At 40.6% G+C, this 25,091-nt stretch carries 19 protein-coding genes; 2 read left to right on the forward strand and 17 right to left on the reverse strand.

All coding sequences use genetic code 11. The features are described 5' to 3' along the window. Nucleotides 1-5: 5 nt before the first annotated feature. A complete protein-coding gene (locus tag NC797_RS01130; protein WP_272434758.1) occupies nt 6-1,508 on the forward strand; it encodes a gluconokinase in 1,503 nt (500 codons plus the stop codon). Nucleotides 1,509-1,564: 56 nt separating this feature from the next. Here NC797_RS01130 and NC797_RS01135 read toward each other — a convergent pair whose 3' ends face one another. The 14 genes from NC797_RS01135 to NC797_RS01200 form a co-directional block, all read right to left on the reverse strand. Continuing rightward, nucleotides 1,565-2,560, reverse strand: a complete 996-nt coding sequence (locus NC797_RS01135; RefSeq protein ID WP_272434761.1) for a C-terminal binding protein — start codon at nt 2,558-2,560, stop codon at nt 1,565-1,567. A gap of 23 nt (nt 2,561-2,583) precedes the next feature. Then, nucleotides 2,584-3,471: an AEC family transporter gene (locus NC797_RS01140; protein WP_272434762.1), complete on the reverse strand. Its 888-nt coding sequence runs from the start codon at nt 3,469-3,471 to the stop codon at nt 2,584-2,586. Nucleotides 3,472-3,480: 9 nt separating this feature from the next. Then, complete coding sequence (dgoD, locus tag NC797_RS01145) at nt 3,481-4,629, reverse strand: galactonate dehydratase (protein WP_272434764.1); 1,149 nt, start codon at nt 4,627-4,629, stop codon at nt 3,481-3,483. Beyond that, entirely contained in the window at nt 4,626-5,288 is a 663-nt protein-coding gene (locus NC797_RS01150; RefSeq protein WP_272434765.1) for a bifunctional 4-hydroxy-2-oxoglutarate aldolase/2-dehydro-3-deoxy-phosphogluconate aldolase, read from the reverse strand. The genes dgoD and NC797_RS01150 overlap by 4 nt, the downstream gene beginning before the upstream one ends. 120 nt (nt 5,289-5,408) lie before the next feature. Then, nucleotides 5,409-6,374 (reverse strand): sugar kinase, encoded by a 966-nt coding sequence (locus tag NC797_RS01155; protein WP_272434766.1) that lies wholly within the window; start codon nt 6,372-6,374, stop codon nt 5,409-5,411. Further along, a complete protein-coding gene (locus NC797_RS01160; protein WP_272434767.1) occupies nt 6,375-7,658 on the reverse strand; it encodes a TRAP transporter large permease in 1,284 nt (427 codons plus the stop codon). It lies immediately after the preceding gene. A gap of 22 nt (nt 7,659-7,680) precedes the next feature. Then, entirely contained in the window at nt 7,681-8,211 is a 531-nt protein-coding gene (locus tag NC797_RS01165; protein ID WP_272434768.1) for a TRAP transporter small permease, read from the reverse strand. Between the two features lie 114 nt (nt 8,212-8,325). Continuing rightward, nucleotides 8,326-9,387 (reverse strand): TRAP transporter substrate-binding protein, encoded by a 1,062-nt coding sequence (locus NC797_RS01170; protein WP_272434769.1) that lies wholly within the window; start codon nt 9,385-9,387, stop codon nt 8,326-8,328. 19 nt (nt 9,388-9,406) lie between these two features. Then, the gene (gene gnd, locus NC797_RS01175) at nt 9,407-10,306 is read right to left on the reverse strand and encodes a phosphogluconate dehydrogenase (NAD(+)-dependent, decarboxylating) (RefSeq protein ID WP_272434771.1); all 900 of its coding nucleotides are present in this window, start codon (nt 10,304-10,306) and stop codon (nt 9,407-9,409) included. 613 nt (nt 10,307-10,919) lie between these two features. Further along, the gene (locus tag NC797_RS01180) at nt 10,920-11,354 is read right to left on the reverse strand and encodes an IDEAL domain-containing protein (protein ID WP_272434772.1); all 435 of its coding nucleotides are present in this window, start codon (nt 11,352-11,354) and stop codon (nt 10,920-10,922) included. A gap of 257 nt (nt 11,355-11,611) precedes the next feature. After that, a complete protein-coding gene (locus NC797_RS01185; protein WP_417168668.1) occupies nt 11,612-14,272 on the reverse strand; it encodes a DUF2309 domain-containing protein in 2,661 nt (886 codons plus the stop codon). Continuing rightward, nucleotides 14,269-15,804 carry an NADH dehydrogenase subunit 5 gene (locus NC797_RS01190; protein WP_272434773.1) on the reverse strand — a complete coding sequence of 512 codons (1,536 nt, stop codon included), beginning with the start codon at nt 15,802-15,804 and terminating at the stop codon, nt 14,269-14,271. Before NC797_RS01190 ends, NC797_RS01185 begins: the two co-directional genes overlap by 4 nt. A gap of 231 nt (nt 15,805-16,035) precedes the next feature. Continuing rightward, the gene (locus NC797_RS01195; RefSeq protein ID WP_272434774.1) at nt 16,036-16,410 is read right to left on the reverse strand and encodes a Na-translocating system protein MpsC family protein; all 375 of its coding nucleotides are present in this window, start codon (nt 16,408-16,410) and stop codon (nt 16,036-16,038) included. Nucleotides 16,411-16,882: 472 nt separating this feature from the next. Then, a complete protein-coding gene (locus NC797_RS01200) occupies nt 16,883-16,978 on the reverse strand; it encodes a putative holin-like toxin (protein WP_272434776.1) in 96 nt (31 codons plus the stop codon). Nucleotides 16,979-17,405: 427 nt separating this feature from the next. On the opposite strand from NC797_RS01200, the gene rpoN reads away from it, so the two are divergent. Further along, on the forward strand, nt 17,406-18,731 hold the full coding sequence (gene rpoN, locus NC797_RS01205; protein WP_272434777.1) for an RNA polymerase factor sigma-54: 1,326 nt from the start codon (nt 17,406-17,408) through the stop codon (nt 18,729-18,731). 331 nt (nt 18,732-19,062) lie between these two features. Here rpoN and NC797_RS01210 read toward each other — a convergent pair whose 3' ends face one another. The 3 genes from NC797_RS01210 to NC797_RS01220 form a co-directional block, all read right to left on the reverse strand. Beyond that, a complete protein-coding gene (locus NC797_RS01210; RefSeq protein WP_272434778.1) occupies nt 19,063-22,596 on the reverse strand; it encodes an FIMAH domain-containing protein in 3,534 nt (1,177 codons plus the stop codon). Nucleotides 22,597-23,032: 436 nt separating this feature from the next. Next, nucleotides 23,033-24,202, reverse strand: a complete 1,170-nt coding sequence (nagA, locus tag NC797_RS01215; RefSeq protein ID WP_272434779.1) for an N-acetylglucosamine-6-phosphate deacetylase — start codon at nt 24,200-24,202, stop codon at nt 23,033-23,035. Nucleotides 24,203-24,210: 8 nt separating this feature from the next. Next, the gene (locus NC797_RS01220; RefSeq protein WP_272434780.1) at nt 24,211-25,071 is read right to left on the reverse strand and encodes an ROK family protein; all 861 of its coding nucleotides are present in this window, start codon (nt 25,069-25,071) and stop codon (nt 24,211-24,213) included. Nucleotides 25,072-25,091 lie beyond the last annotated feature (20 nt).

Raw genomic sequence — 25,091 nt, forward strand, 5'->3', positions numbered from 1 at the left:
ACGAAATGCCTTCATATGTAATCGGTTTAGATATCGGCACAACCAGTTTAAAAGCAGTATTGTTTGATTATAGTGGTAGCGTTGTATTAGAGCAAGAAAAAAACTATCCACTTCTATATCCACATCAAGGCTGGGTCGAGCAAGATCCAATTGAAATAGAAAATGCAGCAATTTACTGTTTGCAAGCCTTGGTTTCAAACCGTTTGATCGATAAAAATGATATTAAAGGTATCGGCATTTCATCAGCAATGCACTCCCTCATATGTACCACGAATGATGGGGATCCCCTATCCGCTTCCATCACATGGGCAGACTTTAGGAGTGAAGCACAGACGGAAAGGTTAAGAGTAAACAGCCCCGAAATGTATGAATACACTGGTACCCCAATCCATCCGATGGAGCCCCTTACGAAACTAATGTGGATGAAGGAAAATGAATGGGAACCATATAAAAGAGCCGATAAATTCATTTCAATCAAGGAGTTTATCATCAAAAGATGGTTCGGGGAAGAAGTGGTTGATTACTCTGTTGCTGCTGCGACTGGATTATTCGACATAAAAAAACTGGATTGGAACGAGCTCGCATTGGAAAAGGCGGGAATCGATAAGACAAACCTTTTCCAACCTGTTCCTCCTACCTATTTGTTACGTGGTTTAACTAAAGCGATTGCTACCAAAATTGGGATTAGCACAACCACCCCTTTTGTTATAGGAGCAAGTGACGGTCCACTTGCTAATCTCGGAGTTGGAGCAATTGAACCAGGGGAGACTGCAATCACGATCGGAACAAGCAGTGCAATAAGACAGTTTACAGACAGACCCTTACTGGATGAACAACAATCGGTATTCACTTATCGTTTTGACAAAAATTCCTGGATAACAGGGGGTCCTTCTAATAATGGAGGAAATGTATTATCCTGGCTTCAGCACGTTTTCTCAGTATACGAAGGGAAAATGTCATTTGATGAAATGAATCGTTTAGCCTCTTCCGTCAAACCTGGTGCAAATAAGCTTCTTTTTCTCCCTTATTTAAATGGAGAAAGAGCACCGTTTTGGGATTCGAAGGCAAAAGGTACCTATATCGGATTAAGCCCCACCCACCGAAAAGGCGAGATGATCAGAGCGGCAATGGAGGGTGTCATCTTTAATGTCTATCAAATCGGACATGCTTTAGAGAAATTAGAAAATACGCAACATAAAACATTATTTGCCAACGGTGGTTTTGCTCGTTCTACATTATGGGTCGAAATTGTAGCAGATATGTTTGGAAAAACCGTCCAACTACCAACTAGTCATCAAAGTTCAGCATGGGGTGCGGCTTGGTTAGCACTTTATAGTTTGCAAGAGGTTTCATCGTTAAAGGAAATTAAAAATTACATTCCTATGAAGGAACCAGTAAAACCAAACATGGACAATCATCAGTACTATCAAGAAATGTTTCAAATATATAAAGAAATCTATTTTGAGTTAAAAGGTAGTTATGCAAAATTAAATGCTTTACACGATTAAAAACGCTCCGTTCATGAACGGAGCGTTTTTGTTTCAAAATCAAGCATGATTTTGTATCATGATTTTGTTTGCAAGTTTAACGTTTCGAGTAAGTCCTTATTTACGACATATGAAGGAAAAAACCCTGACAAAACATCTGCTACATTTTGTGCGACTTTTTGTTTCAACTCCAACATCGACTCTTCCGAATACCAAGCCGTATGTGGATTAAGGATAACGTTATCCATTGTAACGAGTGGATTATCCTTAGCGATGGGTTCCGTTTCTACAACGTCCAATGCTGCACCAGCGATTTCTTGTTGCTGCAATGCTCTTATTAAGGCGTTCTGATCAATAATTGGTCCGCGTGCAGTATTGATAATAAACGCCTCTTGTTTCATTTTGCTAAATTGTTGATCACTCACCATTCCTTGAGTATGTTCATTTAATGGGGCATGAACCGAGACGAAATCGGATTGTTCACAAAGGGTATCTAGATCTACGAGCGTAACGTTCCATTTTTGAGCGACTGCTTCTGACACAAAGGGATCAAAGGCGATTACTTCTAATCCAAACGCTTGTGCTTTTTTAGCGAGGGATTGTGGAATATTACCTAAACCAATCAGCCCAAGTGTTCTACCTTTTAGCCTATAAATAGGTGCACCAATTTTAAAATCCCAATTTCCATTTTTCACTGCTTGATTCAGTTGGACAACCTTCCGAGCAGAAGCCATCAGCAGAGCGAATGCGTGATCAGCAACCTCATCCAAGCAATAATCCGTTACGTTACTAACAAGGATGCCCTTTTCCGTCGCTGCTTTCACATCTATTGCATCAAATCCGATTCCATATCTAGAAATAACCTTGCAATTCGATAATGATTCAATTACTTTTCGAGAAATGGGTGCATATTGTGTAATAATTCCGTCTGCATCTTTAACTGCCTCGATTATCTCATTTTCTGTACGGCACTGTGTAGCAACCAATTGTGCGCCTGCAGCTTCTAGAACTTTAATTTCTAGTGCTAATGTTTCATATTCATAATCGGTGACAACTACTTTATATTTGTTCATTTCTCACACTCCTGCGGTATATCTTAAGCTAAAATGACAAGTAACAACGTAATACTAAAAATGCTAACGAATGTTGTGATCAAGGTAATACTTGAAACGAGTTCGGGTTCAGCATCAAATTGTACTGCATACATCGTTGTCGTTGCAGCGGATGGCATCGCTGCTGAAAGCTTTTCCAACAAAGGATCCATCGGTAAGAACAAAAGAATAAGGAAAGCAATCACTGGAGAAACAATTAAACGAACGATTAAACCGTAGGATATTTTCCCCCATTGGAGGTTTGTAATTTTGATCTCAGCTAGCTGCATGCCTAGAACAAGCATTACAACAGGAATCGTTGCCTCAGCAACAAGGTCTATTGCCGAAAAAATATTATTTGAGACTGGCAATTGGAATATCTGTAAAAACAGTGCAATAATCACTGCGTATGTTGCGGGCATTTGGAGTACGGATGTCATTGCCTTTTTTACACCTGCTACTCCTCTAGCCGCATAGTAAACGCCAAAAAAGTTCATGATAATGGCTTGAAGTACTAAAAACGAAACAGAATACGCAAATCCTCGATCACCAAAAGCAAACAATACAATCGGAGCACCATAATTACCTGAATTCATAAATGCAGTAGACAAAATTAAACCAGATTCGATTGATGAAGGATAGTGCATTATTTTCGCATATATTTTATTTATCATAATAATGACCACCAGTAAGACAATCGAAAAAATAACCATTTTGATATATTGCTGATCCAGGTCTGCTCGATAAAATGTTCGAAAAACAAGCGTAGGAGTCAAAATGTAAATAGCCACTGTAGAAATAGACTTAATATCCAGACTTCGCCATTTTTGAATACCATATCCTGTTATAAAAATGACCAGTACAGGAAGGACGACTTGTAAAAAAATATCCATTCTAACTATTTACCATTCTGCCACAGAACCATCGTCGTGACGCCAAATCGGGTTTTTCCAATTGTGACCAATTTCCGCTTGCTTTCGTACAAATGGTTCATTTATTGTAATGCCAAGTCCAGGCCCTTTCAACATATCTACATAGCCATCTTTATATTCAAAAACAGATGGATCCGTTACGTAATCTAATAAATCACTGCCTTGATTATAGTGAATGCCTAAGCTTTGTTCTTGAATAAAGACGTTATGTGCTGTTGCATCTACCTGCAGGCAAGCAGCTAAAGCGATCGGCCCAAGTGGACAATGTGGGGCAACAGCAACATCATAGGCCTCCGCCATTGCAAAGATTTTTTTACATTCGGTAATTCCTCCAGCATGAGATAAATCTGGTTGAATAATATCCACATAGCCATCAGACAGAATACTTTTAAAGTCCCACCTTGAAAACATCCTCTCACCAGTAGCGATCGGAATGTGGGTTGCATTAGCGATTTCCCTTAGTGCTTCATTGTTTTCGGGGAGAACCGGCTCTTCAATAAACATAGGGCGGTATGGTTCTAGCTCCTTCGCCAAAATTTTTGCCATTGGCTTATGTACTCTTCCATGGAAATCAATCCCGATCCCTATTCTATCTCCTACTGCTTCTCTAACGGCTGCGATTCTTGCTACTGCTGCATCAATTTTCTCATAGGAATCCACGTATTGTAATTCTTCCGTGCCATTCATTTTCACAGCCGTAAACCCTTTGTCCACCACTTCCTTAGCCGCTTTTCCAACATCAGATGGCCGATCACCACCAATCCATGAATAGACCTTAATCGAGTCACGACATGCTCCACCTAATAATTCAGCAATCGGTGCGTTATAAAATTTACCTTTTATATCCCACAACGCCTGATCAATTCCCGCAATGGCACTCATTAATATTGGGCCACCACGATAAAAACCTGAACGATACATGACCTGCCAATGATCTTCAATCCGTAACGGATCTTTACCAATTAAATAGCCACTTAATTCTTCAACTGCTCCCTTTACTGTTTCTGCTTTTCCTTCTACAACTGGTTCTCCCCAGCCGAAAATACCTTCATCCGTTTCTATTTTCAAAAATAGCCATCTCGGAGGTACGACAAAGGTTTCCATTTTGGTGATTTTCATTGCTTATCCTCCCTTTGCCTTCTTCCTAATTGAATTGCTGTTACGAATTGCTTTGCTTTTGCTGTTAAGTCCTCATATTTTTCTGCTTTTATTGCTGCTGAATCAACCAAAGCACCACCTGCACCAACGGCCATTGCTCCATTTTCAATAAACTTCTGAACATTATCCAATGACACCCCACCAGTTGGCATCATTGGGATATGTTCTAATGGGCCTCGGACGTTTTTTATATAGTCTAAACCCATCGCATCTGCTGGAAACACTTTAATTACATCAGCACCCATTTCATATGCTGTCACTATTTCAGTTGGCGTCATCGCTCCAGGGATTGAAATTTTTCCGTATTTATTCGTGATTTGAATCGTATCTCTATCTACAATCGGAGCAAAAATAAAATCCGCCCCTGCATCGATTGCAGTCTTGGCTGTCACAGCATCTAACACCGTGCCAGCACCAACAAGAACTGTATTGCGATACCGACGTTTAAGCCTTTCGATCATTTGAAAAGAACCGATTGTATCAACGGTTATCTCAAGTGCTCCTATGCCACCATTCACTAAGGATTCTGCAATATAGTCAACTTGGTCATTACTAGGTCTTCGAATGACAGCGACTAGTCCTGTTTCTTCTAACAAACTTAATTTGTTCCATTTTCGCATTCCATTTATCCCCCTCTAAAAGTACGTGTTCAAACAATCGACAATTCAGAAGGAAACGCCAAAGCCCTGTGGCAACCCGTCAACAATCATACGTGCTGTGCGTGCAGCAGGATCAAGACTTTATCTGTTTACATCACGATGCCCATGGTCCCGATTCATAAATTGCTCTATTTCCTCCTGCCTAGGTAATCCCTCAACGTCGCCATCCACACCAACGACCATAGCACCAATCGCATTCGCTCTTCTCACGATTTTCCTCAACGGCTCGTTTTCCAATATACCGCTAATAATTCCCGCAGCAAAACCATCGCCTGCCCCTACTGGATCAACAACATTATCGACTTGAAATCCTGGGACATACCCGTCACCGTCCATTGTTTGATAGTAGGACCCTTTGCTACCTAATTTTATAATAACCGTCTTTTTTGCATTGCCAATCAGTGTTGTTGCTATGGCTTCAGGGGTTGTTTCGCCTGTCATAAATTCCCCTTCATCTAATCCAGGCAAAATAACATCCGCTTTTTCTGCAAGTTGATTAAAAACGCTGCGTGCCTGGTGCTCTTCCCACAGTTTCAAACGTAGATTAGGGTCGAACACGATAAGCACGTCATTACGTTTTGCAATTTCAATCGCTTTAAAGACGGTTTCCGAGCATGACTCACTTAGAGCTGGGGTTATACCAGTAAGGTGTAGCACCTTAGCATTTGCGATATATTCCTCATTCAAATCACTCGGTTTTAATAAACTTGCAGCAGAATTTTTCCGATAATAATAAACATTCGTGTTGTCAAAGGAACGTTTTTCTTTAAAGAAAATACCTGTAGAAGCATCATCCGTAAAAAGGCATGCAGAGGTATCTACGCCCTCTCCTCGCACAAACTGTAGGATAAATCGGCCAAATGGATCATTCCCAAGTTTACTAAACCATCCGACCGAATGACCTAATCGTTGGAGACCGATCGAAACATTTGATTCGGCTCCACCAATTAATTTGTCAAACTGATGCACGTATTCAAGCGGGACTTTTTGATTAGACTGAAACAAAACCATCGTCTCACCAAAGGTTACAACATCAACTTTTTTCAATTAATTACCTCCAAAACTTAACAAAAATAAGGATAACTGTGGGATAAAAATAATAATCAAAAGCGTGATGATCATCGCAACAAAGAATGGTAAAACCGCTTTTGATAACGCTTCAATCGATAGTCCTGAAATGCCAGAAGCGACAAACAAGTTTACCCCGAGTGGTGGTGTAATGAATCCAATTGCAAGGTTAACTACCATTATGATGCCGAAATGAATGGGATCATAACCTAATTGTACCGCAATTGGAAGTAAAATTGGTGTTAATATGATGATGGCTGCCAATGTATCCATAAAACAACCAACGATTAATAAAAGTACCGTAATTAACAAGATCATAACAATCGAATTATCTGATATGGATAACATCGCCTGAGCAACTTTGTTTGGAATCTGTTCAATGGTTAGAAAACGTCCGAATGCTGTTGCTGTTCCAACAATGATCAAAACGGTAGCCGTAGTTAATGCAGAATCGGCCAGAACTTTAGGTAATTCTTTAAATGGAAGTTCTCGATAAATGAATAAACTTGCAATAAGACCGTATACGACCGCTATTACCGCAGCTTCAGTAGGAGTAAAAATACCTCCATAAATACCGCCTAAAATGATAACTGGAATTAATAATGCCCATTTTGCATCCCAAGTAGCAGTCCAAATTTTTTTGAGAGAAGTCGGTTCGTCTAGCCCCTTAAAACCTTTTTTCTTTGAATAGTAGTAGGTCCAAACGATCAGCCCTAACCCGACTAACAATCCAGGAATGATCCCAGCTATAAACAAATCACCAATAGATACGTTCCCTACTACACCGTAAATAACCATCGGAATACTTGGTGGGATAATAACCCCGATTGAGCCTGCTGCCGCAACAACCGCTGTTGAAAATTTCTTGTCATAGCCGTTACGTACCATTGCAGGAATCATGATACCACCAATTGCCGCAACAGTTGCAGGACCTGAACCAGAAATCGCAGCAAAGAACATCGAGGTAATAACGGTTGCTATCGCAAAACCACCTGTTTTATTACCAACCAGTGCATTTGCTACATTAAAAAGGCGTTCGGATATGCCGCCTTTTCCCATGATTTCTCCAGCCAAAATAAAGAAAGGAACAGCCATTAAAGGAAATGAATCAACCGATGTGACAAGCTCTTTCATCAAAAATTCGATCGGCAGCGAACCAGAGTAAAAAATAGTAACAAGTGTTGCCAATCCTAAGGAAATCCCAATGGGAACGCTTAAAATTAGAAATAATGCAAAACTACCAAATAATACCGCAGATACCATGGGTTAAAACCTCCTCCTAGCGTTAGTCATCATAATTCTCCTGAACTTTTTCCCGCTCTGTTAACGTTATATCTTCTTCACCTTCAAAAAAAGATTTTATAAGTAAAATTAAATTTTGAACAAGACGAATAACGGTTAGACCCATTCCAATTGGTGTTGCCATATATACAAGCCCCATTGGTATTTGCAGAGCCGGTGACTTTTGACCAAAAGACAAAAGTTGTGTCGCAATGGAGTAACCGTAATAAATAACAAAAATACTAAAGCCTATAAACAGTAAGTTCGCAACGATCGTTAGAAGAATCCTACCTTTTTCTTTGAGCAGTAGTAACGCCACATCCACTTTAATATGCCTTTGTTTTTTAACTCCATAACTAATCCCTATATATACTAGCCAAATAAAACTATATCGAGCGAGCTCCTCTGACCAGGAAAGGGAATTGTCTAAGGTGCGCATCACTACTTGCAAAAATATGACAGTAACCATAATAGTGGAAAATAAGACGAGAAGCGCCTCTTCCAAGTGTTGATCTAACCACTTTATTATTTTCATGTTTATCACTCCTTTACGAGATATTTGTGTGATTATTCGTTACCATTTATCGTCATTAAGAAAGAGGCTTTGAAGAAATTCTTTTCCCCAAAGCCTCTCCCCTGTAAATCGTGCTTATTTTGAAGCCTCATCAATTGCATCGTATACTTCTTGTACTGTATCTTCACCGATTTCCTTAGCGTACTTATCAATAACTGGTTGGATTAAGTCAATCATTTCTTGACGTGCTTCTGGAGTGATTTCTGTATACGTCATACCTTCTTCAATTAGGTTATCAAGGTATTTATCATTTGCTTCTCTGTTCAGTTTACGCTCATATTGACCAGCTTCAACAGCTGCTTCTTTCACAATTGTTTGTTGTTCTTCTGTTAAGCCATCATAGAAAGACTTGCTCATCAAGAATACAAACGGGCTATAGATATGATTTGTGTTTGATACATAATCTTGAACCTCATAAAATTTTGAAAGGTAGATAGTAGCAAATGGATTTTCCTGTCCATCTACTGTCCCTTGTTGCATAGCTGTAAATAATTCCGTAAATGCCATTGGAGTTGGGTTAGCTCCTAGTGCACGAAAAGCCTCTAAGTGCAGATTGTTCTCCATTGTACGAATTTTTAATCCGTCAAAATCGGCTGCTGTTGCAACAGGTCGTTCACTATTCGTTAGGTTACGGAAACCATTCTCCCAATAAGCCAAACCTACTAAGTTCTGATCTTCTAGTTTGTCTAGGAATTTCTGTCCAACCTCACCATCAAGTACTTCATCCGCTACTTCTTCGTTCGGAAACAAGAACGGAAAATCAAATACACTAAATTCAGGAACAAAGTTTGCAAGTGGTGCTGTAGAAGGAATGGTCACTTCTTGTGTACCAAGTTGCAGTGCTTCAGTCATTGTTCTGTCATCTCCAAGTTGACCGCTAGCATATGTTTCTACTTTAATTGCACCATCTGTCTTTTCTTCTACGATTTCTTTAAACTTTAGTAACCCTTTGTATTGAGGATGATCTTCGTTTAAACCAATTCCAGCACGAATCGTTTTTGTTTCTGTTGTTTTTTCTCCATTATCTTCATCCGTACCATTTGATCCGCTTTCATTTGTTCCTTCCTCATTTGAGCCACAAGCTGCTAAAACGAATACCAATAAAGCTGTTAATATAAGTGCATAAATCTTTTTCATTTTAAATTCCCCCTTGTATTTATTCGTTTTTTTCAACTGCATGTCCGCCAAATTCATTACGTAATGCAGCAACAACCTTTCCTGAAAATGTATCTTCTTCAAGTGAACGGTACCGCATTAATTGCGAGAGTGTTATAACTGGAGCAGCAGTTTGCAATTCAAGTGCGGCTTCAACCGTCCATTTACCTTCTCCAGAAGAATGCATTACACCTTTTATCGCTTCCAAATTAGGATCTTTGGAGAATGCGTTTTCGATAAGCTCCATTAACCAAGAACGAATTACAGAGCCATTATTCCAAACTCTTGCTACACCTTCATAGTCATAATCAAATGGACTCTTACTTAAAATATCAAAACCTTCACCAATAGCTTGCATCATGCCATACTCAATCCCGTTATGGATCATTTTTAAAAAGTGACCACTTCCAAGCGACCCAGTATAGTGATACCCCTTGTCAACTGAAACATCGCGAAACAGTGGTTCAATCGTTTTGAAAATTTTTTCATCTCCACCGATCATTGTACATGCACCGTTTCGTGCTCCATCAATCCCGCCACTTGTGCCAACATCAAAAAAATGAATGCCTTTTTCCTTAAGAAAATCACCTCTTTGAATGGAATCTTTATAGTTGGAATTCCCTCCATCAATAACGATGTCACCAGGCTGAAGCGAAGTTCCCAATTCCTTTACAATATTTTCTGTAACTTCTCCTGCTGGAACCATAATCCAGATAATACGGGGTGTATCTAATTGTTGAATAAGTTCATTCGTTGTGTACGCTGGTATTGCACCATTCGATGAAATCTCTTTCACCTGCTCGGTACTAATATCATGGGCAACAACCTCATGTCCATGGTCTAGCAAATTCAAAGTAAGATTATAACCCATCTTACCCAGACCAAGCATTCCTAATTTCATCCCTGTAACCCCTTTCAATCATTGCGAAAAAAATTTCTTACTAACGTAATTATATAATAAATATTTTTTTATGCAATAGATTTTATGAAAAAAATTTTATTTATTCGCTGCTTTTAAAGACTTAACTTTTATGTAGACGTAAAAAAAACACTCTTCAGAACTTAACGTTCCAAAGAGTGTATGATTTCATTCATTCAATTGTTTCCAGATATACCATTCTTTCTTATTCTGAAACTACGGCTTTGTTATTTCCTAGTTTTCCTTACGATCATCTATAAGTGCGTGTTCAGAAAGTCGGCAAATTAGAAGCAAGCAGGTCGAGGCGGCGTAGTTTTGAGTAGCGCAGCGTATGCTTTTAATACGTGAGCATAAGGAATGCTTCCCCGAATATACTTCGCACGCAGGAAAAGCGGGTTTCTTTTCCAAGGAACGGAAAAGCAAGCCATTTAAGGAATACAGGCTAAGACCGCCACGTCCTGTGGCAACGCCTGCATGACCCACATCGTGTGGGTCCGAGATGCGCCGCTTATCATTTGGTGACTTTTTGAACAATCTCTATAAGTGCGTGTTCAGAAAGTTGCCCCTAATCATTTGGAGGCTTTTTGAGCAACCTCTATAAATACTTATATAATGTGGATAATCTATCATAATCTCGTTCATCAAGTGCCTTGTCAATCAAACGATACAAATTTGACCGTTCTAATTCTTCTACAATCTTTTCGGATTCCTCTAATTCAATAAGATGATTTGTTTTAGCCAAATATGGTTGTACGATGGAGTGCAAATGTGTTAAAAAATCGGTTTGTTTAATAAGATCGGATAACGATACGCGGTGGTAGTCCTTCCCTTTTTGAAAAACAAAAATGTCATCTTCGTTTTCTACCTTATGCGTTTCTCTATTGATACGTATTTCACGAGACTCTAGGGGGACAAATTGATATAACTTGTTATCTAGTAATAGTGAAAAATATTGATACGCTAACACTAAACGGACACAATCACGATCTTCCTTTACATAATAAGGCTTCAACATTTTAACTGAAAGCATCTCCTCACCCCCGTTTTCTTGGATCGTATGTCACAGTCAAACCTTTCCATATGCATTTATTTATATTATTCTATGAAGCAATGGAAAAGAAAGTTATTCATTACTGCAACCATTTTTAAATTTAAAGAAAACTGCAGAACAAAAACATAAGACTTCTATACAAAATAAATATACCTTACAACGCCAAATATGACAACGCTTACAATGAAATAAATTTTTCTTTTTTCTTTGTGTATGTATGTTACTGTTTAAACTGGTCAAATAATTTCATTTGACCAGTTCTCCCAGTATCCTTCTGGATCGATGGTCGCCAGCCGAAGCCATCCGTTTTGAACTTTTTGGCGTAACGCGGGATCATGATTTAGCAATCGCTCCACATACTCCCGTGGTGCTTCGATTACCACCAGTAAACGCAGCGGAGCATGATAGACCTCTTGATCCGATTGCATCACGGACTGCCAAGGAAGCCCGGCTAACAAGTCACTGGCGTTACCCTGCATTACACCGAGACCAGCAGTAACTGTCTGGGTAGCTTTATTTCCGCTTCCATAATAATGTGGTGCAACGGTAGACGCGTAATACTGCAGATTAATCCATTGGCTAACGGTGCCCGGCCCAGCGATAATGTTAGCAAGCATAGCACCGTCTTCATCGTCTTGCCAGTCGTAGTTATGCAGAAAGACCCTTCCTCCCAGATTGCACTCCTTCGTTAGTTCACGACGGCCGACGACAAATGCGGCGTTACCCGCAAGTCCCCATTCCGGACGTACCTCACTCCAATCCTCCGCTAAGCGTTGCGCCTCACTCTTTGGATTTTTGGAACGAGAGTTGAGATTGGGTAATTGCGATAATCGCGCTTCATTTGCATCTTGACTCACCTTTTGCATCGTAGATTGGATACGATCAAATGCCTCTTGAGCTGTCTCTGAAAGCTCAGGAACATACAGCCAATGTAATTCATCAAGCGTCGTTACATGCTCGGCGGCAGCAAAAACCGTATCTTCTGGAATCAAAATTCCCTCAGTTGCGAGGATCTCCCTTACCTTTGGTAGGTTGCACAAAGTGGCTAAAACCCGCGCATTGAATCCGCCCGATGCCCCTCCACAAGCACCACAATCTAGCGAAGCGGCATAGGGATTATTCGTACTGTGACTTCCATGTCCGCAAATCACCACTAATGGAGCGAAATCACTTGTGAGCCCCATCAATTTCAGAGCTTGTCGTACATAGTTCGCTTTCTCTTCCTCAGAAAAACCAACCGGCAACTCCGTTTCCAAGGTATGCGTGTGGTCGAGCGAGAGCTCCGTCGAAGGTTTACGTAACCATGCTTCTCTGAATTTGCGGAAGGCACGACCTGTGCTGCGGGGAACAAAGCTCCTTGCCAACATTTGCAGGCTAAGCCAAGGACCACTTACCTCTGGCAACAATAGGCTGGTAAGTAGGTTTTGTTTCATCGTTTTGAACGTGTAGCTAAGTGAATTTGCCCCCTGTCGACGTTGTTGATACTGTTTGAATTCAAATTCAGGCGAAAACTCTTTTACTTTTTGTTGCGGTTTAAGTATGACCGGCAAGGAGGGATGGGTATGTCCACTGCCAAGTTCACTTATCTCAATAGGCAACCCGAAAAAACCAGCCATTCCATACGTCTCAAAAGGACCTGCTTTTTCTAGTTGGCGACGAAAAGGCTCTGAACGTACATCAATACAGAATGTAAATTGTGCCAGCGTCGGTTCGACTTCTTCTGTTTCAATCTTTTTCGATTGGACGATCTCACTTAATTGATCGGAGTAGGTTTGCTCCCAGGCTTCCAACCAAATCTTCCTGCGAACGATTTCATCAAAACGATAGGCTAGATCCAAGCGTGCTCTTTGTTCTGTGGAAGACAACTGTGACCAAGATTCGATTGGCAGGTCACCCCAATGGGTCCAAGCCGCAATGAGTGGAACAAGAGTCTCCTTATTCTTAACTTTTTTCTCAGGCAAGGGGAAATGAGGTTTGATCAAGACCCACTCGAGAGAAATCCGAACAGCCAAATATTCGATTAAAAGTGAACTTTCTTGGGATGATTGTTGAGACCGCCAGAGCATCATTCCTGCCCAACCTGGCAAGGAAAGCAAATGCGCCTCAAGATAGTCTTGTATCTTTGACTGAGGGATTTCAAGTGCCGACAATGCTTCTTTTAGAGCAAAATTTGCCTCTTGCGGCCAATCTTTTAGTCGCTTGCGTTGCGTGTGAGTAAGTGCTGGATCATACGGAACAAGTCTACGCCACGCACCATAAAAACCCTTCTCACGGTTCGGGAGTGACCAGGCTGCCTGGGACTCATCCAAGAATAGCTTACACCACTTGATTAAGTGATGATCAAGAGCGTGGGCAACTCTCTCACCGCCCTGTTGCTCCAAAAGCAGACTTAATGTTTGCTGTGAATGTTTCTCCGTAGTCTGTAGCTCCTGTTCGCTTAGCTTCTCTGCCACCCTCTTTATCTCAGACGCTACCAATAGGTCGGAAGGCAGCTCATCTAGACTAAGTGCAGCCCGACAGTATCGCTCTGCCTCCTCGCGTGGCAAATCAATAGACTGTAAATCAAGCCAACGTTGAAGCCCTATTTCGAGTAAATCCTCATCAATCTCTCCTTGGTTCTGAGCAGCGTGTATCACGGAGGAACTGGGATATATTTCCACATCACGGGTATCTTTAAGCCAGCGTGCCACTTGTTCAAATGATTGGTTTTCGAGCCCCATCCATGGATTACGTGCCGCAAACGTTGCAATTGGCCAAAGTGGTGCAATGACTCGACTGGCTGACTTAGCTAAATCGCTAAGATCGAGGTTATGAGAATCAGGAGTCAAATTCTCCTTTTGCAACTTCCGTTGTTCGGGTAATGTTGACGTTCCATTCATTGTTGACGTTCCATTCATTGTTGATGACCTCCTCGAGACATGTATTGTGAAAGGTACTTTGGATGACTTTCGACCGAATCGCGATGAGGCTCACCCAATCTTACGAGCCAAAGATAGATTACAGCGGACGAAGCAGAAGAGCGATTGCGGGTTAACCATCCACCTAGAGCACTACCAAACAACAAGATGAACAGCGCCAAAATGACCACCGGTGTAGGCGGTTGTATTCCTTGCTGAACGGCTTCATCCAACAACCCATCAAAAGCCTCTTGGATGATACTGAACACGATTGCCATGCTTGCTAAAAGAGAAAATCCCGTAAGGCGTCCAATTCGACCGTCCCCAGAAGCGACGAGTTGTGTCCAAGCAAACGAAACTGACCACCCATAAATTAGGGCACTTATCAATTGATAACCCTCTTCGGGAGCAGTTAGCCAAAAACCGATCCCCACTAAGAGACCTAAAGCCCCTCCTGCGATTATCCATAAAAATGATGATGATTGGGTCGTTCGAGACGTTAGCCCGTCGCGACGTACTGCTGAGCCAGCCTGTAAGAAAAGGGAGGCTTTAAATAGACCATGTAATACGAGATGAATAATGGCTGCCAAATAAGCTCCTAATGCAATCTGGATCAGCATAAATCCCATCTGTGCAATCGTAGAGGCGACCAATTGACGTTTATAGTCAACTTGAACCAAAATGATTCCAGTTCCCAGCAATACTGAAATACTAGCGAGAACGAGCAAAACAATCTGAGCTACATCACCACTAAAAAGAGGTGCAAATCGAGTCAGCATAATTCCACCAGCATTCACCAAACCTGCGTGCATAACTGCAGAAACAGGTGTCGGAGCAACCACCGACTCTAACAACCAGCGTTGGAAAGGCCATTGTGCGGCTGGAATTACCATGGCCACTACCAACAGTAAGTTTATCGCGGTCCGTTCCCATGAGCCAAATTGCGCCAAACCGTCTTTTGTCAGCACATACGATAACTGCCAGTGTCCCGTGACTTGTGTGAGCCAGATTATCGCTACTAACAAAATCAGCCAACTTAGTGCAAACACACGACCAGAACGTGCAGCCAAAATTCTAGCCGCTTGCCACTCTCTATTTAACCTTAAGAGCAATGTCAGTCCTAGGAGTGTAGCACCCCAGCAAACCAACAACCAACGAAGGTCATCACTTAGCCAAGCAACTGAAGCTGCACCCGTGGTAAGTGTTAAGAGCGCAAAATATTTTCGATAAAAGCGATCACCGAGCAAGTAACGTATGGAATAACGCTGTACAACTAAACCTATTGTAAGGACAAATAACGCCATTAACCAAGCTAGGGGATCAAGACGCCATGGACCAATAATGGTATTCGCGTCGGTAGTAACGATGGCCATTAAGGCTACCAATACCGGCAACGTTATGATGCCTACGTGAATACGAACAAAACTTAAGGGAATTCGCGGATGTAATAGTAATAACGCGCTAAGAGCAGAGACAGCAAGTGATACAAAAAATACAGTCGGTAGTGATAAAGAATCTAGCGTAACTAACATCCAGCATCCCTCCATCTAAATGATTTTACCGTAGCAGCTAAAATCACTAAAACAATAATCCAAACAACGGATAAAAGCAAATTATGCCATACGATTTTTTAGTGTTTCCCTGTATAGTTTTTCAATAAAAAAACCGGCATATTCAACTACCAATGGTTAGCTTCCATTGATTTGAATGATGCCGGTTTACCTTCAACTCATTTTTCATGGTTTGAAGATCTCCCATTGTTTTTATAACAATTTCTTTTGCAAATTACTTGCTAGTCTAAAAATCATGATTCGTTCACCGGTGCGTGTACTAATATCAGTGTGGAAACTTACCAACTCTTCATCAGTCAAATCCCTTATGAGTTGGTGCAGTTTTTCTCGACCAGATTCCACTAGATCAGAGCGAATTCTTTTAACGGACAATAATCCTTCTTTTGTTTCACAAAGCTTGTATTCGGCAGGTGTAAGAATTCCATTTAAAGTAACAACGACCATATCCCTAAGAATATCGGTTTTAACCGATACGGAACCTCGTCCTAAAAAATCTTTTTCCCATTGTGTTAAAGCTTTACTTATCTCAGCTTCCAATGATCCTTTAGTCCATTTTGAATTCCCCAATATTTCTGCCTCCTAAAAAAAGAGGGTATATTTCTTTTCCCAACATTGAGAAGGGAAAATGAAATATACCGTCTTATTCTAATCATAACCTCAATCCATTCAGTGCTTTTTCACACAGTCAATAAAAAATATTAACTGCCTGCTAAAGTTTAATTAAACATGAGGTCACCATTACTAATCTTACGGATTATTGCTAATTTATATTTTAACTTTTACTGTTTATCCTGTCAACACTACATTGCCTGGATCTTTTTGCGATGTTAACTTTTTTAAAAAAGTTAACATCGCAAAAAGCTAAAAAAACAATTCATTTTCATTTCAAGCAAATCATGGTATAATTTATATAAATACAAAATATGCTAAAAAGACCACAGGCGTCACTGTGGTCTAAGATAAGCGGTTCCCCCAACGGGAGCGGCTATCCCTTTGGAATAGACCTCTTCCTAAAAACTTTTCGGGTGAATAGGGAGGTCTATTTTCTATTGATCATTTTCATGACCAAGGCAAGTAATGCGAGTAAGAAGGTACCAAATGCAAATAGCACCATCAGAACCTCATACATACCCATAGGCATTACCCCCATCTCACAAGCAGGGCTAGCCGACCCGTCCCTAAAAGAACTTTATTTCATCTATTAGTGCGTGTTCAAAAAGTCGCCGAATTAGAAGCAAGCAGGTCGAGGCGGCGTAGTTTTGAGTAACGGAACGTATGCTTTTAATACGTGAGTAACGGAAAAACAAGCCAACGAAGAGATGCGAAGCTTATCATTTGGTGACTTTTTGAACATCCTCTATTAGCTTAGCATAGTTTGCCACAAAAGGCGACAATACGTTCCCTTGTGTGATCCAGATATTTAACGGTCTTTCTTTCTCCATTTCACTTTAAGAACAGACAGTAATTCCCCCTACTTATTACATTTTAAGTGTTCTTGTTTTCGTATTTTTATAGTAAAATAGAATAAATGGGGTTTTTGAAAGAAGAAGGGGGAATTGGAAGTGGAAATAGGATTATTTCAAGAACAAAAGATGAAACTCACCATGACTACCGACCTGCAACAAGCAATTTCTATATTACAATATTCCACTTTAGAATTGTTTGAATATATTCAAAATCAAGCGCTAGAAAACCCTTTAATCGATGTAGAGGAACCTTCATTCAAACAAATGGAACCGCTTACGAAAAGCCGCAGTAATGGATCAGTAGGGAATAAAGATATGAAAAGCCCAATTGACTTTGTAAGTAATAAGAAAACTTCCCTTTATGAATATCTAATAAATCAAGCAATATTTCTAAACGTATCAAAAAAAGAAAGCGATATTATTAATTATATTATTTATGCTTTGAATCGTAACGGGTACTTCGAGGATGATTTAATCGACACAGCTGCTCATCTAAAGGTGTCCGTTGAGGATGTAAAAAATGCATTAAAAAAAGTGCAACAACTGGAGCCAATCGGTATTGGAGCAACTAGTTTACAAGAATGTCTATCGATTCAGCTTCATTTTTATTATAAAGAAAATGAATTAGCGGAAGAAGTTGTCACCCACTATTTAAACGAATTAGCTTCCAACAAGTGGAGTATTATAGCGAAGGAATTAAACATCTCATTACCAGAAGTTCAACACATCTACGACTTAATCCAAACGTTAAATCCAAAACCAGGTGAGCGCATTGATGAGGACTTTATTCCAAATTACATCATCCCAGATATGACAGTAAAATTAGAAAACGACAAACTCATCATTATGGTAAATGATCAAACGATTCCTACCATAAAAATAAATGCAGACTACGAACCGTTATTAAGCTCTACTTTCAATAAAGATTCACAAACAGCAAAGTACCTTCAAAGTAAGTATAAGCAGTTCACTTGGTTAAATAAAAGCATCGAACATCGAAAATGGACACTCTACAATGTAATGAAAACGATCGCCCAAGAACAGGCTCTGTTTTTCAAAAAGGGGCCTCAACACTTGCGCCCAATGACCTTAAAGGAAGTAGCGGAACATTGTGATGTACATGAATCTACCGTCAGCCGTGCAACCAATAACAAATATGTGCAAACGCCTCACGGATTGTTTGAATTAAAATATTTCTTTTCTTCCAGTATCCGAACCGAAAGAGGAGAAAATGCCTCTTCCCATAGAATAAAATTAATGATCAAGGAATTAATTCAAGAAGAAGACCATTTCAAACCGCTGTCTGATCAAAAAATAACGACACTTTTAAAAGATCAAAATATACTTATTTCACGCAGAACAGTAGCTAAATATCGGGAAGAATTAGGAATCCCTTCTTCCAGTAGTCGGAAGCGGTATTAAAGTTCGGGTGTTAGTGAAAATGATACGGATTGATCCATAAAATTCGGTGAGCAATGTTGTTAAGGGCTCGTGAGATGTTCTCGCATTTATCTTTGTAGGCCCTGATCACATTGTCTGCTTTAAGAGCACTTAACTGCTCTGCTCCACTACTTCTTGATGTGGTGTTTCATTTTCGCTTGCACCACCTCTCTTCTGGGAACATGGTCAGGAACCCTTTCCTTCACTCAAGTGACTTGGGGGCGCTTGTTAAAGTTTTGTTCGCTTGCATTCCATGGGATTTGCTTAACTCAATACAAAAAGGAGCTCCATAAAAAGGAACTCCTCATACTTCCTAATCTTCTAAATAATTCTCCTTGATTGCTTGCAAATTACCTTCCAATTTAGCCTTTAATTCATGATCAAGACTACCATTTTCCAAAAGTTTAAGGAAATCATCCAACTGCTTTACTGCTTGATTTACTCGCCCTTGGCTGTAATGAAGCTTAGCCTGACGTAGACGATTAACTAGCTGTTTAGATAACGACAGTTCCATCATGCCATTAGCTTCTATTTCTTCAATTTGGCTCGTTAATGAATCCGTAGTAACATCAACAGTGACAGTTATCGTGTTTGATGTGACTTCCTCACCGTTATAAGTAACGACTGCTTGGATTTCGGTACTTCCAGCATTTTTTCCGCTAAGCTCTCCGTTTTCTATAACTGCTATATTTGAGTCGGTAACCAGCCATTTAATCTCAGCTCCATTCAGATCAGCCTTTTGTGCATTTGCTAGAGTAACCGATAAATCTAACTCCGATTTATCCCCTTGAACGATCTTAGTTTCTTCCATGGATAGATTTGCTTCCTCAATCGGTACTGGTAATTTGTACAAATCAGCTCCGTCTGCGTAATAAATATTACCTTCCTGGTCGACATCCATTAGATGTACCGCACCTGGAAGTAGCTCCTTATTGGCAAGTGTTTCTGGATCAATGACCGTTAGTTTTCTTCCAGCTGTTGTATACATCAGACCTTGCTTATCCCAGCGGATAAAGAATGGTCTCCATCTGCTTCCACCAGAAACACCTTCATAAAGCTCAACACTTTTAACAATTTCTCGCGTTTCTGGATCCATCGCAAATACGGCCGAATTAGCAAGGCCTTCTTCATTCTTACCGTATGCAATACCCCATAAGTTACCATCTGGTCCAAATGATAATTCCCCGATCATTTCTGGTGTTTTGATTCCTTCGACTTCCAAATCAAACACTTCCGTAGCTTCTGTTTCTACGTCGAAAGTGAACATTTTTGCTCGTTCTTCCGTAGGGTCAATACCAAGTCCACCGGCAATTGTCGAGCCACCAAAGAGAGTTCCATCCTGGTAGGCAAGGCCAATGATACTTTGGTCTTCAATGATGTTGCGGATTGTTTTCCATTCACCTGTGACTGAATCGTTAATAGTTAATGCTCCGCCTAATTCACCATAATCCGAAATGGTACCAACAAATAGTTTGTCATCACCTGATGCGAATGTGAATGGCCTACTTTGTTCATCTCCAATATCGTAAACCATTTCTGGATTGTCTCCTTGAACACCACCTGAGTAAGCGAATGGTTGCTCTGGATCATATTTATAGATCATCGCTCCTCCATATGTTCCTAAATACGCATCACCATTTAAAAATCCAATACCTTCAATTTGCTGTGGATCCCTTTCACGAAGGACATACTCTTCCTTGGAAGTATCAAATACACCAAAGGAACCTTGATATCCCCCCATATAAACTTGTTGATCTTCACCAATTTCTAGACTTTGAATATTCAATCCTTGCAAATCTACTTCTGGGTAGCTCACTTCTAGTGTATTTGTTTGTGGGTTATATACTGAATACTCGATTTGTTGATTTAACATAGCAAGTACAAATTCACCACTGTCATTTTTGATCCATTTAATTTCTTTAATTGGTGACGCTGGTAACTGTATTCGTGGTTCTACTGGTGCAATTTCATATGTTTCCATATTGTATGTGTATAACTCGCTTGACTGTTTGCTTCGATAGTAAATAATGTTTTCATCATACGGAGATGGTTCTGATATTAACCCATCAATTGTATTTTTGTCTTGCCAATTTAGGCTCTTATACACTTCACCTGTTTCTTTATCGACTACGAGCATTGAAGTTCCATATACTACAAATAGATTGTTCCCAAATTCCCATATGTTGGATACAGACGTCGATTCCCCTGTAATTGGAAGTTCAATTTCTGTCCGCTCACCTGTTTCACGATCCATTCGGTACAGATGGGCTGTCGTTCCAACACCTACATAAAGACTTTCATCTGTTACACCAATACCTCTTGCATAATCTTGTTCCTCATTAAATGAACCAAGATCCGTAAATTCACCTGTATTAATGTCATATTCAAAAACTTTTGCATTTGGATAGGTTGCACCATAAATTTTCCCATCAGAGCTTGTTTCTAGTTCCCACACCCAATCATCGGATGGGTTCTTGCCAACTTTCTCCAATCTACGTTCATCAACAACATATTTGTATAGGATTCCATTATACGTTCCTGAAAAATACACATTTCCATCTGTACCTATTGTCATCCCCCAAATCACATCATTGCCTGGTAGGGATTCTGAGAATATCATTTCCCCAGTCTCCGAATCCGCTGCGAAAAAGGTTGCTGGTGAACCATTTGTTGCATAGTAAACTTCACCATCACCAATCTCTACTCCTTGAGATTTTGCTGAAAGAGCTGCCGGACCTAAATTAATTGGCTCTCCAAATTCAAATGGAAGCTCTAGTTGCTTAGATGTTGTGATCGATAAATCGTCATAGTAGGAAACACTTTGTCCCGCTACCCCAGCATAAAGGAATATTTTCGCCGATACAGCATTATCTGGTGCCACCCCTTCAGCCTTTACGGTTACCCATTGTCCTACAGGTGTGCTAAAAGATGTTCGATAGCTTCCTACTTCTGAACCAGCACTATCGTAGTATTTTAAATATACCGAAGTACTACCAGATTCAAGAAAAGCTTTTCCAACTACGGTATATACCATTCCTGGGACAACTTCTACAGCTGAACTGTATAGACCTACAGATGCCCCCGATGATTGATCCGTTATCTTGACACTTCTTTCTCCTGAATACACCTGATTCTCATCTAATTCGACTGACGTGTTTTCACGTGGTGATGCTGGGTACTTATTCCATTTCGGAATCTCCCCATCACTTGGTTCCATTTCAAATCCTGGATTTGCTAAGTCCAAACTAATCGCATCCGACTTCTCAAAAAGTTTGACGTTATCATAATAGCCTTTCGTTTTGGTTGTAGATGTTTGATAGATAAACACCTTCACACCAACGGCCCCAGCAGGAGCGGTTCCATCCACACGAACAGTTTGCCACTCTCCAGTTAATGCGCTATCAAAATACTTTGCATCATTACCTATAATTGACCCGTTTTCATTAATCCAGCGTAACCAAATACCTGGATTTCCCGATATCTTTTCTTCAATAAAGAGTTTTGCCTCCACTTTATAATCATTGCCTTCTGTGACTTGGATCTGTTGACTAAAAAGTCCAACCACGCCATCATTATCTACACGAAGACTACGATCTCCCTCATAAGCAAACTCATCTGTTATCGACATACCCTCCATGTAACCACTTGTCCAGTAATCCCAAGATGGCAAATCACTTTCTGAAGCAGGTTCCTCCTCGAAATCCCCATTTTCCACTTGCATTTCTACCCAATCAGTATCACCTGTTTCTGCTGCTATAGTTTGAACTGAAGCACCTGGAAACATCGATAACACAATGATGAGCGATAGAAACATAGACAACGTACGCATATACTTTTTCTTTGTCATATAATTCTCCTCTCGTAATATAATTTTCCCTACACTTAACTATTACACCCTGGACCCGCACAATACCTTCACAATCACATTTATACACCATAAAAGGACACCAAATAGGATAGAATACCTATTTGATGTCCTCGTAAAAAGCACCTCACCTCGTCATGAGCGCTCCATTCCTGGGTTAATCGCTACTCTCCTCGTCACGAGCGCTCCACCAACAATTCAAACAACCAATCGAGAAAGCCGAAACAACTGCATGCCCAATCTTGATTTCAAAAGGGACAAGGTCAAAAAAGCTGACTGATTTTCCCCCATCAAATGCATCGTATGATAGATTATCATATTTCGTAAATATCAGCGGAAATGCATCCCCATCGAACGGTGTCCTGAATCTCGAAATGTTTGATCTGATAGTTTAATTGTTTGCTCTATTTCATTTGTTTTATTCTTCTAATCCCCATAAAGACTGGCCCCTTTCAAAGACGATCTCCCCATTTATAATCGTCCGCTCTACCTCTAATTTTTCATCCAATATAACGATATCTGCTTTATAACCCACATCAATTCGCCCTAATCTATCATTTTCCCGGATCGCCTCAAGTGGGGTTTGAGTAGCCATGTACACAGCATCCTCTAATGGAATACCACATTCATTCACGACATACCCAACCCCTTTATCCAGTGTTAACGCACTACCCGCCAAGTTTCCACTTTTTAATGTGACTTTGTTTTCTTTTTTGACCAAATGCTTATTCCGCAAAAAGTACTCTCCATCTTCCAAGTCATTATAACCAGTACAGTCGGAAATAAGTGCAACACCCTTTTTCCCCTTAACCCTATACAATAATTCGATTACTTTCGGATGTACGTGCAGGCCATCGGTAATCAACTCACAAATTAATTCCGAATAATATAGTGCCGCAGCTACAACTCCTGGTTCTCGGTGATGCAACATGCTCATGGCATTAAAGGTATGTGTAAGCTGATTCAATCCATACTCCATCGCACGGCCGATATCATCCAAGGAAGCGTTCGTGTGCCCTGCAGATACCTGAATTCCACATCGAGCTAAACAAGAAATAATCGTATAATCATCCAATTCCTCTGGTGCGATCGTAACCTTCTTCACAACATCTTTGTAGGGATCAATAATCTCATCCACATCTTCCCATGATAATCGTCGAATGTACTCCTCCGGCTGTGCACCTTTATATTTCTTACTAATCCAGGGACCCTCGATATGTGTCCCAAGCATTCGGGCGGCTCTCCCGTTTTTATCCCGATACCTTGAAGCAGTACCCAAAAAACGAACCAAATCCCTTTTAGATGATGTCCGTGAAGTGGCAAGAAATGCTGTTACTCCATATTTTGGTAACCCAACGGCGATTTCCTCAAAAACACCCATTTGATCATCAGAAAGATCAACCCCGTCAACCCCATGGATATGTATATCAACAAACCCTGGACAAATATATCCGTTCTCCACTTCATCAACTGGATAGTCCTGTCGCTTCAATTCCCCTACATATGTGATTAATCCATCCACAATTTCAACAAATTGCCCCCGGACTATCTTTCCATCTAATATCACATCTCCATGCAAATAATACATTCTATCCCTCACTTCACCAAAAAACTTGCCCCGATCATGCCGGCGTCATTTTGAAAATGTGCCCGCTGCACATTCACTTCGATATTGGCTTCACCTACTTTTTTTTCAAGTTGGTCCCACCAAGCCTCACTGGAATGAGTCACGCCACCACCAACCACAATCATTTCTGGATCAAATATATACTGTAAATTGATCAAACCATTAGCCAATGCCTCAACAAATCGATCGATAACATGTCGACAATTATCACAACCAGCACGTTCTAACACGTCTTTTGGCGTGAAACCTCCTCCTGCTAATACGGAATCCTCAGCTATCATGCGTTCCAATGCTTTCCCAGATGCATACATTTCCCAACATCCTTTGCGGCCACAACCACATGGTTTTCCGCTCGGTACAACTACCATATGGCCTACCTCTCCAGCATAGCCATTCCTCCCATGTACAACTTCTTCATCATGAATAATTCCCCCACCAATTCCTGTCCCAATCGTAATACAGATCGAATGATCAACAGATCGTGCTGCACCTTTCTTCGCTTCTGCTAGGGCAGCGCAATTAGCATCATTCTCTAGGGCGACTGGAACCTGCAATTCCTTCTCCAGTATCTCTCCAAGTAGCACATTTTCGATTGCCCTCAAATTAGCAGCCCTTTTAATCTTTCTTTTCTTAAAATCGACAATCCCAGCAGACGCAATCCCAATACCTTGAATCGATCGCCCCTGAACAAAGATCCTCAAGTCATCGATTAACCTTTCCGTTATCGCTTCCTTCGGTGTTTTCATTTCCTCTACACGAACAAGCTTTCTTGCGTCAAACAGCCCATACCTAATCTTCGTTCCACCAATATCAACCCCAACAGTATACACACTTACCCCCCCTTGAAAGA

It is taken from the genome of Terrihalobacillus insolitus (assembly GCF_028416575.1).
Classification (GTDB): Bacteria; Bacillota; Bacilli; order Bacillales; family Amphibacillaceae; genus Terrihalobacillus; species Terrihalobacillus insolitus.